Genomic DNA, 9,001 nt, shown 5'->3' on the forward strand with positions numbered 1-9,001 from the left:
CCCCCTTGCCCCCCCTGCCCGGGCCGGTCGCCGCCGGAACGCTCTGCCCCGGACCGGTCACCCTGCTGGGTGCGGTCCACGCGGCTGGGACGATCAGCGGCCTGACGGTCCGTACCGGAGCGACGGTCCGCGCCTTGGCGGTCCGCCGTGGCACGCTCGCCACCGGCCTCACCGCCCTGACGGTCGCTCGCGCTCACCCGGCCGTTGTCGGCGGAACGATCCCGACGGTCCTCCCGGCTCCGGGGACCGGCATCGGTCTGACGGTGGGACGCGGCGGCCGGCGGAGCCGACGCGGGCGCCCCGGTCGGCTGGGCGGACACGGCCGGCTGGGCGGACACGGTCGGCTGGGCGGAAGCCACGGCGGAGGCGGCCGATCCGGCCCGGGCATCCGTAGCCGATCCGGCCCGGGTCTCCACGACCGTGTCCCCGGCCGCCGTTTCGGGCAGGGTCGGCTGCTCGACGGCGGGGCTCGCCGCCGCCCGAGAGGCCCCACGACGGGAACGGGTGCGGGTAGCGGTACCGTCCGGGCCGGCAGCCTGCCGGGACACCCGCGGCGCGGGAGATGTCTCGCTCGCGGCCGGGACCGGTCCGGCGGACGAGGCCGGCCCCGATTCCGCCGGGAGCGGCGCAAAGGCCGAGGAGGCCGCGAGGGCCGAAGAAGTCGCTGGGGCTGCCGCGGCGGGCGCGGCCGCGGACTCGTTGTTCTGCAGGTTCTGGATCGCGGCGATGAGCTGGCCTTTGCGCAACCGGCCTACGCCCTGGATCCCCAGGGACGAGGCCTTGGCCTGCAGTTCGGGGAGCAGCATCGCGGACAGACCGGTGCCCTGCCGGCGGCGTCGGGTCACGGCCGCACCTTCTCCGGCCGGAGAAGGTGCGGGGAGAGCGGTCCGGGTGGTACGGCCTGCGCGCGAGTCACCGTTCCCGGTGGGCTCACCGTTCCCGGTGGGCTCACCGTTCCCGGTGGGCTCACCGTTCCCGGTGGGCTCAGCGTTCCCGGTGGGCTCAGCGTTCCCGGTGGGCTCAGCGTTCCCGGTGGGCTCAGCGTTCCCGGTGGGCTCAGCCGAGATGGCGTCTGCGGACGAGATGCCCGCCGCCAAGTCGCTCTCCCGGGGCGATGCAGGCGTCACGGGCGGCGCAGACTCACGTGCGCTCTGCGGCAGCACGTTGGTGGTGTCGCTCAAGGTTTTCCTTCCCTGAAGGAACTGGCTCCTGGTGAGCCGGGCGTTGCTTGTGGACCTTCTTCGCCTGCACACATGCCGGATGAAGGGGTATACAGCACCGGATGGGCGAGCATCGCGCCCGTGTACGGCGCCAGCGGCCGACTGCCGCGAGCGAACTCGCCGATCCCGCCTGGGGAGTGCCGGTGTGGAGCCGAGGCAACGACGACGAAGCTTATACACCGGAGCCCCGAACCATGTTCCATCTGGCGAGACCAGAGCGGCACGGCGGGAGCGAGCACGCGCCGCGGTGGCAGCGGGTGCAGTCACCAGACTATCCAGCGGCAGACACCTCGGCAACAACCTTGAGACGTCAGGACTTCCCGATGTGACACACAACCGCGAATCGGGAGCTCGCAGCGCCAGCCGTCGCAGCGGATCCCACCGCGGGCAACCGGGTCATGGCGCCGCGGATCGACATCGGATGACGCGTGCACCGCGTCTATCCACCGGCAGCGGGGCGACAGAGAACCCGGCACCCGCCACATCCACCGCCGCCGCGGCCTGTTCACCGCCGACGGCGAGGGCGATGACGGATGGCCCCGAACCGGACAGGGCCGCCGCGATCCCCCTGCCGCGCAGCCGACCGACGAGGTCTGCCGACGCCGGGACGCCGGGGAACCGGTAGGGCTGATGCACCAGATCCTCGGTGGCACGCAGGAGTGCCTCGGCACGTCGGGACGGCTGCCCGGCGGCCGGCTCGGCTGCCGACATCGTCAACGCCAGCAGCGCGGCCCGACCGAGGTTGCGGGCGGCGTTGGCGAATGGAACGCTGCTCGGCAGCGCCCCGCGCGACTGCTCGGTCGACTGTCGTATCGCGGGGATGAAGATCACGGGTCTCAGCTCGGCGAAGGGATCGACGCGCAGGGACCGGGCACCGTCGCCGTCCAGCCACGCGACGGTGAAGCCCCCGCTCAGCGCCGCGGCGACGTTGTCCGGGTGCCCCTCGATGGCGCTGGCGAGCCGCAGCATGCCCGCAGGCCCGAAGAAGCCGGCTCCGGACGCCGCGCCGGGCACCGGGCCCGGCTCGGACGCGTCATCGGGCGCGGACACGGAGTCCGCGTCGGCGTCGAAAACGGCATCGGCCTCGAAGGCGGGCCCGAGGTCCGGCTGCGCGAGCGCGGCGGCGGCGACGACCCCGGCGACGATCGCCGCGGCCGAGGATCCCAGCCCGCGGCCGTGCGGGATCCGGTTGACGCAGTGCAACGCGAGACCGGGCTGCGCCCGGCCGAGGGTGTCGAAGGTCGCCCGGATCGCCCGGACCACGAGGTGCGTCTCGTCCCGGGCAACGACGTCCGTGCCGACGACGTCGACGGTGAGGCCGGATCGGGTCGTCTCGACATCGACTTCGTCATACAGGCCTAATGCCAAGCCGAACGCGTCGAAGCCGGGGCCGAGATTCGCGCTGGTCGCCGGCACCCGGACCCGGACCCGCCGCGACACGCCGTCGGCGGCGGTGACCGGCCCGGACCGACCGGCCCGCTCGGCGAAGGCTGCCGTCCCGCCTGGACGCGGGGAGAACCGAGTGGTCACGAGCGCCGCAGCCCCAGCGCCTCGGCGGCGCCCGCGACGGTCGGGCGGATCGTTTCCGGCCGGGCCGCGCCGCTGATCGCCCAGTCAGGGTCCTTGAGCCCGTTACCCGTGACGGTGCACACGACCTGCTCGCCGGGTTCGATCCGGCCGGCCGCCCGCGCCTTCAGCAGGCCTGCGACGCTCGCGGCGCTGGAAGGCTCCACGAAGACACCCTCCCTGCGGGCCAGCAGGCGGTAGGCGGCGAGGATCTCCCGGTCGTTCACGGCGTCGATCAGACCACCGGAGGCCTCCCGCGCCTCGACGGCGAGACCCCACGAGGCCGGGTTGCCGATGCGGATCGCCGTGGCGATCGTCTGTGGCGAGGTCACCACCTCGCCCCGCACGATGGGCGCGGCACCCGCTGCCTGGAAACCGCACATCCGCGGGCGGCCGCTGGCGATCCGGTTGTTCTCCTCGAGGTAGCCCCGCCAGTAAGCGGTGATGTTGCCGGCGTTACCGACCGGCAGGCAGTGGACGTCCGGGGCCCGGCCGAGCGCCTCCACGATCTCGAAGGACGCCGTCTTCTGCCCCTCGAGACGGAAGGGGTTCACCGAGTTGACCAGGGTGACCGGCGAGGTGTCGGCAAGTTCGCGCGCCACCCGCAGGCAGTCGTCGAAGGAACCGTCGAGCTGCAGCAGCCGGGCCCCGTGGACAAGCGCCTGGGCGAGCTTGCCCAGGGCAATCTTCCCGCTGGGCACCAGCACCGCGCAGGTGATGCCGGCGCGGGCCGCGTAGGCGGCGGCCGACGCCGAGGTGTTGCCGGTGGACGCGCAGATGACGGCCTGGGAACCGGCGCCGACAGCCCGGCTGATGGCCACCGTCATCCCGCGGTCCTTGAAGGACCCGGTCGGATTCGCCCCTTCGATTTTGAGATGAACCTCACATTCGGTGAGGTCGGAGAGATGTGCCGCGGGCAGCAGGGGCGTCCCACCCTCACGCAACGTGACGACGGGTGTGTCGTACGCGATCGGCAGACGGTCCCGGTACTCCTCGATGATTCCCCGCCACGGCCGATGCGGCCGCTCGGGCGCCGCGGACAGCACCGGCACGGCCGGCTCGTCCGCGAGCGGTGTGGATGACGTCGTGGTCACGGCTCACCTCCCTCAACCCGTATCACGCCGGACACCGCCCGGACACCTGCGAGGCCGCGGAGCTCCTCGACGGTGGCGGACAGTGCCGCGTCCGGGGCGGCATGCGTCACCAGGACGAGGCTCGCGTCGTCGCCGCGGCCGTCCTGACGAACGCTCCTGATGGACACATCGTGACGCGCGAACGCCCCGGCGACCGTCGCGAGTACGCCGGTCTTGTCGGTGACGTCGAGATTCACGTGATACCTCGTCACGGTACGGCCCATCGGCAGCACAGGCAGCGCGGCGTAGGACGATTCACCAGGGCCGCGGCGGCCGGCGATACGGTTGCGCGCGACCGCGACCACATCCCCGAGCACCGCCGAGGCGGTCGGCGCTCCGCCGGCACCCTGGCCGTAGAACATCAGCTGGCCCGCCGCCTCGGACTCGACGAACACCGCGTTGAAGGCCTCCCGCACCCCGGCCAGCGGGTGGGTCCGCGGGATCATCGCCGGGTGGACCCGCACGCTGATCCCCTCGGTCTTGGCCGAGCGTTCCGCCACCGCGAGCGCCTTCACGGTGCAACCGAGCTCCCGGGCACTGGCGATGTCGGCGGTGGTGACCTCACCGATGCCGACCCGGTAGACGTCGTCGATCGTTACCCGGGAGTGGAAGGCCAGCTGGGCCATGATGGCCGCCTTCGCAGCCGCGTCAAACCCATCGATGTCGGCGGAGGGATCGGCCTCAGCATATCCGAGCGCACCGGCCTCGGCGAGCGCCTCGGTGAACGACGCGCCGGTCTCGTCCATCCGGGTCAGCACGAAGTTGGTCGTCCCGTTGACGATGCCGAGCACCCGGTGCACGCGATCCCCGGCCAGGCTCTCGCGCAGCGGGCGGATCAGCGGGATGGCCCCGGCCACGGCGGCCTCGTAGTAGAGATCGGTGCCGGCCGCGGCGGCCGCGTCGTGCAGCGTCGCGCCGTCCGAGGCCAACAGGGCCTTGTTCGCGGTGACCACCGACTTACCCCCCCGCAGGGCGGACAGCAGCCAGGAGCGGGCCGGCTCGATGCCGCCGACGAGCTCGATCACGATGTCGACGTCGTCCCGGGCGACGAGGCCCGCCGCCTCCCCGGTGAACAGCGCCGGATCCACGTCGAGAGTGCGGGCGCGGCCCGGCCTGCGCACCGCGATCCCGGCGAGTTCCAAGGGAGCCCCGACCCGGGCGGCGAGATCGGCGGCGTTGGCCTGCAACAGCCGGACGATCTCGCTGCCGACAACTCCACAGCCTAGCAACGCAATCCTCACCGCGCCACCTCCGGGGAGGCCGGGCCGGCGCCCGGCTCAACGTCCAGGCCCGGACCGGCGTCCACGCCCGGCTCGACAGTCAGGCCCGGCTCGACAGTCAGGCCCGGCTCGACAGTCAAGCCCGGCTCGGCGTCCAGGCGCAGCAGGTCGTCCTCGGTCTCCCGCCGGACGATGATCCGGGCCGCGCCGTCGCGCACGGCGATCACCGGTGGACGCGCCACGTGGTTGTAGTTGCTGGCCATCGACCGGTGGTAGGCGCCGCTGGCGGGAATGGCCAGCAGGTCACCGGGCCGGACGTCGTTGGGCAGCGGCACGTCGTGGGCGACGACGTCCCCAGACTCGCAGTGCCGGCCGACGACCGTGACGACGTGCGTCGTGGCCAAACCGGTCCGGGAGACCAGCCGGGCGGTGTAGCGGGCGTCATAGAGCGCCGTGCGGATGTTGTCGCTCATGCCGCCGTCCACGCTGACGAAGGTGCGCAGCCCGGGCAGCTCCTTGACGGTGCCGACCTCGTAGAGGGTCACCGTCGTCGACCCGACGATGGCCCGTCCCGGTTCCACCGCGAGGCGCGGGACGGTCAGGCCCGCGGCGGCGCACTCCTTGCCGACCACGGCGGTCAGCCGCTCGGCGACGTCGGTGACCTCCAGCGGGGCGTCCTCGCCGGTGTAGGCGATGCCGAGGCCACCGCCGAGGTTGAGCTCGGGCAGTTCGAGGCCGTGGGTGTCGCGGATGCGCGCGAGCAGGCCCACCAGGCGGTGCGCCGCCAGGCCGAACCCGGCCGTGTCGAAGATCTGCGAGCCGATGTGCGCGTGCAGGCCGACGAGTTCGAGGGAGCCAGCGGCCGCGAGCACGCGTTCCACCGCCTCGGCCGCCGACCCGCCGGCCAGCGAGAACCCGAACTTCTGGTCCTCCTGCCCAGTGGAGACGTAGTGATGTGTGTGCGCCTCCACGCCCGGGGTGACGCGGATCAGCACGCGTTGGCACCCGCCCGCCTCGGCGGCGACGGCTGCCAGGCGGGTGATCTCGGCGAAGGAGTCGACGACGATCCGCCCGACGCCATAGCCGACGGCCGCCCGCAGTTCCGCGACGGACTTGTTGTTGCCGTGGAAGAGCAGTCGATCCGCCGGGAAGCCGACCGAGCGGGCCACTGCGAGCTCCCCGCCCGTACAGACGTCGAGATTCAGGCCCCCCTCATCCACCCAGCGAGCGACCGTGCGGCACAAAAAGGCCTTGCCTGCATAGTAGACATCACACTCGGCGAACGCCCGCCGCCAAGCCGCGCACCGGGCCCGGAAGTCGGCCTCGTCGAGAACGAAGGCCGGCGTGCCGAACTCGGCAGCCAGCTCGTCGACCCGGATCCCACCGATCCGCAGCACGCCGTCGGCGTCCAGCCGGGCCGTGGCCGGCCACAGATTCTCCTCCAACGGCACCACCGCTGGGCTGTCGATCTCGCTCATCTCGCCTCTGCCTGCCTCAGGCCGCCTGGCCTGCCTCATGCCGCCTGTTTCACGCTTTCCGACCGGCTCGTTCCCGAACCCGCCCGGACGCCCGGACGGTCGGACCAACCGCTCGTCACATCCGCTCGGGGGCGCTGACCCCGAGCAGTCCCAGGCCGTTCGCGAGCACCACCCGGGTTGCCGCCACGAGGAGCAGCCGCGCACCGGTGGCCGGACCGGGCTCGGCGTCGCCCCGCGGAAGCACCCGGCAGGAGTCGTAGAACCGGTAGTAGACCCCGGCAAGTTCCTCGAGATAGCGGGCGAGCCGATGGGGGCCGCGCAGCCTCGCGGCGGACTCGATCACTCGGGGGAACTCGCCGAGCGCGCGCAGCAGCTCACCCTCCCGCGGCTGGGTCAGCAGGGCGACGTCGACCGGCTCGGTCGCGGCCGTGAGGCCCAGGGACTCGGCCGTGAGGCCCAGGGACTCGGCCGTGAGGCCCAGGGACTCGGCGTTGCGCAGCAGCGAGCTGATCCGCGCGTGGGCATACTGCACGTAGAAGACCGGGTTGTCACTGGTCTGGCGGGCCATCAGGTCCGGATCCAGCTCGAGCGCCGAATCCGGCGAAGAGCGGACCAGCCAGTACCGCGCCGCGTCGGCCCCGACCGCGTCGGCCAGGTCGTGCAGGGCCTGCTCGGACGCCCGGCGGTCGTAGTAGTACTCCGTGCCCACCTCGAACCCGGCCGCGGGCAGGATGCGCCCCAGGGCGTCCCCGACGGCCGCCCAGCGCGCCGAGGCCAGCGTCACCGGGCCGGTCGGGCTCGCGCTGACGAACTCCAGATTGACCCGGACACCTCGTGGCCTGACCGCCCGGCCGTACCGGTCACCGGCCGACACCACCGTGCGGGCGATCTCCCCGAGGGCGGCGTCGGCCAGCCGGAAGTTGAGGAACCCCGGGCCGGCGACGTCCACGGCGGCGAGCTCGCTGTCGGTGGCGAGCCGCCGGGCCAACGTCTCCGCGACGGCGCGCGGCGGACGACGGGCGGCCCTGGCAAGCTGGAGCGCGACCGGGGATGCGTAGTCCCCGTGCTCGGGCGTCTTCGGCCGCTCCACCGTGACGGCGGTCGGCACAGTCACGTCCAAGTCGCCGTCCGCGACCGCGCGGCCGATGGCCGTCACGATGGCGTCAGCGAGATCGGCGGGGGTCATGACGGCGATGTTATCGGCGCCGGGTCAGACCGGCTGGCCGGCAGCCAGCCGCTGGACCACGCCGATGAGTTCGTCCGGGTCGAACGGCTTGGTCAGGTAGTAATCCACCCCGACCCGCACCCCACGCTTGACGTCGGCCTCCTGGGCCCGGGCAGTCAGCATAATCATCTTGATGGCGGCGGTGTCCGGTTCCTCCCGCAGCCGGGCGGCCACGTCCCAGCCGTTCATCCTCGGCATCATGATGTCCAACGTGATCACCTGTGGGGCGACCTCGCGCACCATCTCCAGGCAGTCCACGCCGTCTACGGCGGTATGGACCTCAAAGCCCTCCAACTCAAGGTTGACGACCACGAGCTGACGTATCACCGCGTCGTCGTCGACGACGAGGACTCGGGGGGTGGCAGGGTACACACCGGAAGCTTACGGCGACCCGGATTCCCGATCCGGCGTTCCGTCCTGGTAACGTAGGCCGCGTTGACCCGGGGCCCCCGTAGCTCAGGGGATAGAGCACCGCCCTCCGGAGGCGGGTGCGCAGGTTCGAATCCTGCCGGGGGCACGTACTGCATCCACGCGGTGAGAGCGCCGTGTGGTGGTTGTACGTGCTGCGGCGGTGTTGGCGGCCACCTCCGCGAGGTCGGTGACTGTGTCGAGGTCTGCGACCGGGATTTTGATCATCATGTGTACCTCCTGTTTCTCGTGGTCGAGGTGTACGGTGAGCTGGGTGATCTCGTAGAGGCGTCGCTGGAGCGCTTCTGGGGCTTTGTCGAGCGTGAGGGTGAGCGTCGGTAGGGCGTCGAGGAGGGCGAGGCTGTCGGGGCCTGGCTGGTCGGGTTCGGCGGCGTCGGCCGTGTCGAGTTCCTGGATCCTCGTGAGAGCGGTTCTGCGTTCGGTGTCGAGTTGGTTGTAGGCGGCTCGCAGTCCCTGGGTGAACGGGTCGTCGGGGTCGCCGTCCTGGGCTTGGCGGAGCAGGTTGGCCTGCCGGCGACCAAGGTCGTCGATCTTCTTCTGAAGCCTGCCTCGCTCGACCGCCCGTTCCTGGGTCGCGCGGTTGTCGTAGGTCGCGAGCTCCGCGGTCAGCAGGGCGATCCGGCTACGCCCGAAGACACGCTCGGCGTAGAAACCGGTAATCGCGGCTTCGAGGACGTCTTCGCGGATCCGCACGGTCTTGGGTGGAGCGTTCCCGATTTAGTAGACAGTT

8 protein-coding genes and 1 tRNA gene are annotated in these 9,001 nt (G+C 72.0%); 2 read left to right on the plus strand and 7 right to left on the minus strand.

What is annotated here, in order from left to right:
- From AC08OP_RS15330 to AC08OP_RS15360, 7 genes are all read right to left on the minus strand, one after another.
- Window positions 1–845, minus strand: an 845-nt coding sequence (locus AC08OP_RS15330; protein ID WP_476614821.1) for a Rho termination factor N-terminal domain-containing protein, incomplete at its 3' end; no start/stop codon positions are given.
- A gap of 771 nt (window positions 846–1,616) precedes the next feature.
- Window positions 1,617–2,750 (minus strand): homoserine kinase, encoded by a 1,134-nt coding sequence (locus AC08OP_RS15335; protein WP_476614822.1) that lies wholly within the window; start codon window positions 2,748–2,750, stop codon window positions 1,617–1,619.
- Window positions 2,747–3,880, minus strand: coding sequence for a threonine synthase (gene thrC / locus AC08OP_RS15340; RefSeq protein WP_476614823.1), 1,134 nt, complete (start codon window positions 3,878–3,880; stop codon window positions 2,747–2,749). The genes AC08OP_RS15335 and thrC overlap by 4 nt, the downstream gene beginning before the upstream one ends.
- Window positions 3,877–5,160: a homoserine dehydrogenase gene (locus tag AC08OP_RS15345; protein WP_476614824.1), complete on the minus strand. Its 1,284-nt coding sequence runs from the start codon at window positions 5,158–5,160 to the stop codon at window positions 3,877–3,879. The genes thrC and AC08OP_RS15345 overlap by 4 nt, the downstream gene beginning before the upstream one ends.
- The gene (gene lysA, locus AC08OP_RS15350) at window positions 5,157–6,617 is read right to left on the minus strand and encodes a diaminopimelate decarboxylase (RefSeq protein ID WP_476614825.1); all 1,461 of its coding nucleotides are present in this window, start codon (window positions 6,615–6,617) and stop codon (window positions 5,157–5,159) included. The genes AC08OP_RS15345 and lysA overlap by 4 nt, the downstream gene beginning before the upstream one ends.
- Window positions 6,618–6,732: 115 nt before the next feature.
- Window positions 6,733–7,803 carry a DALR anticodon-binding domain-containing protein gene (locus AC08OP_RS15355; protein WP_476614826.1) on the minus strand — a complete coding sequence of 357 codons (1,071 nt, stop codon included), beginning with the start codon at window positions 7,801–7,803 and terminating at the stop codon, window positions 6,733–6,735.
- 24 nt (window positions 7,804–7,827) lie between these two features.
- Entirely contained in the window at window positions 7,828–8,214 is a 387-nt protein-coding gene (locus AC08OP_RS15360) for a response regulator transcription factor (protein ID WP_462186535.1), read from the minus strand.
- Window positions 8,215–8,287: 73 nt separating this feature from the next.
- Here AC08OP_RS15360 and AC08OP_RS15365 point away from each other — a divergent pair.
- Together AC08OP_RS15365 and AC08OP_RS15370 are read left to right on the plus strand one after the other, a co-directional pair.
- Window positions 8,288–8,359: transfer RNA gene (locus tag AC08OP_RS15365), tRNA-Arg, on the plus strand.
- 401 nt (window positions 8,360–8,760) lie between these two features.
- Window positions 8,761–9,001 (plus strand): hypothetical protein (locus AC08OP_RS15370; protein ID WP_476614827.1); only part of this gene is annotated, 241 nt, incomplete at its 3' end.

The organism is Frankia sp. CeRuru1 (genome assembly GCF_977966315.1).